Annotated in this window: 3 protein-coding genes; 2 read left to right on the top strand and 1 reads right to left on the bottom strand. The window is 36.8% G+C overall.

The annotated features are described in order from the left end of the window. Positions 1 to 189: hypothetical protein (locus AC3WVG_RS11545; protein ID WP_488798268.1), on the bottom strand; the 189-nt coding region annotated here is incomplete at its 3' end. A gap of 164 nt (positions 190 to 353) precedes the next feature. On the opposite strand from AC3WVG_RS11545, the gene AC3WVG_RS11540 reads away from it, so the two are divergent. Both AC3WVG_RS11540 and AC3WVG_RS11535 read left to right on the top strand, forming a co-directional pair. Beyond that, positions 354 to 1,670: an ammonium transporter gene (locus AC3WVG_RS11540; RefSeq protein ID WP_488798267.1), complete on the top strand. Its 1,317-nt coding sequence runs from the start codon at positions 354 to 356 to the stop codon at positions 1,668 to 1,670. A gap of 4 nt (positions 1,671 to 1,674) precedes the next feature. Further along, the coding region (locus tag AC3WVG_RS11535; protein WP_488798266.1) for a P-II family nitrogen regulator at positions 1,675 to 1,925 on the top strand (251 nt) is incomplete at its 3' end.

Raw genomic sequence — 1,925 nt, 5'->3', positions numbered from 1 at the left:
AGCATAGAGCTCTCTAGCTGACTTTGCTAGTAGTATATCTTCATCATACTTCTGCATTAGAGATTGTATAAGTCCAATCTTTGGATACTTTCTTCTTAGCGAGAATGTTCTAACTTTAAATCCACTACTTTTTAACAACCATGCTATGAATGTTCCCACTATTCCACAACCAATTACACATATATTCATACTATGCTGGCTCAAGTATGTTAACTCTTGATTTAATGCTTACTCTAGATCTTCAACTTGTCTCTTTGACAGTAATCACGTTCTACATATTGTTTCACTGTCAAGTCTTGATCGTTATGGTATTGTCGTGATGTCTGTAAAACCTATTTTTTAAAAAGAGGCATATGGACTTCGCTATGGCTGGCCCTACACTATCACCAGGAGATACTGCGTGGTTGCTGACTGCATCAACGTTAGTGATGTTGATGACTGTTCCTGGATTAGCATTATTCTACTCAGGACTTGTGAGAAGGAAGAATGTTATATCAACGATGATGTACTGCTTCTTAGCGTATGGTATAGTGTCTATAGCTTGGATATTATACGCATTTTCACTAGCTTTTAGTCCATTTGGACCATTATCAGCATTTATAGGTAATTTGAAATATGCTGCTATTAGTCCATTTACAGGAACAACACCAAAATCACTATGGTGGAATTTCTGGTTTCACACTAACGTGCCGACATTCATATACTGTGGTTTTCAATTAACATTTGCAGCTATAACTGTAGCAATAATATCTTCAGCAATTGTAGAGAGAACTAAGTTAAGTGCATGGATAACATTCTGTATACTATGGTTAACATTTGTATACTGTCCGGTAGCTCACTGGTTATGGAGTAATGGTTGGCCTGAGACAATTTTACCAAAACTAGGTTTACCACCTACACTAGATTTCGCTGGTGGTATGGTAGTTCACATGTCTAGTGGATTCTCAGCTCTAGTACTAGCATACATAATTGGAAAACGTTTAGGATATGGTAAAGAACCAATGCCACCGCACAACATAACTTACGTACTTCTAGGAATGGCATTACTATGGTTTGGATGGTTTGGATTTAATGCAGGTAGTGCAGTAGCATCAAATGGTCTTGCAGCATCTGCATGGCTAGCAACAAACACAGCAACAGCTGCAGCAGCATTAACATGGTGCTTCTTATCATGGTTAAAAGAAGGAAAAGCATCAAGCCTAGCATTTGCAAGTGGTGCAGTAGCTGGACTAGTAGCAATAACACCAGCAAGTGGATTTGTAGATCCAATATCAGCAATAATTATTGGAGTAATTGCAAGCATAATAAGCTACCACATGGTAGAATTTAGAATAAAGAAGGGACTTGATGAAAGTCTAGATGCATGGGCTGTACATGGAATGTCTGGACTATGGGGTTCAATAGCTACAGGACTTTTCGCAAATCCAAAGATAAATCCAGGAAATGTAGGACTAATATATGGACTTATATATGGAATGCCTCTCAAAGGTGCTCTACAACTAGCATCACAAATAATAACATCACTAGCAGTATTAGGGTATGTAGTTACTGTAACATTCATAATTGGAAAGATAATAGATAAAGTAATAGGATGGAGAGTATCACCAGAAATAGAATATGTAGGATTAGACATGTCTGTACATGGAGAAGAAGGATACATAATGAGGTGAGACTATGAAACTCATACTAGCAATAATAAGACCAGAAAAACTAGATGATGTAAAGAGAGCATTAGAAGAAGCAGGAATATACCCAATGACAATCGTCGAAGTCCGTGGTCGTGGAGAACAAAAAGGAATAACAATAATGTATAGAGGAAGACCAATAACAATAGATCTAATACCAAAAATAGAAATACAGATGGTTGTTAAAGATGAAGATGTTGATAAAGTAATAAAAATAATAACAGAAAATGCAAGAACAGG

The organism is Desulfovulcanus sp. (genome assembly GCF_982781345.1).
The sequence above is the reverse complement of the archived record's forward strand: the minus strand, read 5'-3'. Positions and strand labels throughout refer to the sequence as shown.

What these genes read in the sequence shown, in the direction of transcription:
- AC3WVG_RS11540 (WP_488798267.1), top strand. Translation starts at nt 354, where the DNA reads ATGGACTTCGCTATGGCTGGCCCTACACTATCACCAGGAGATACTGCG.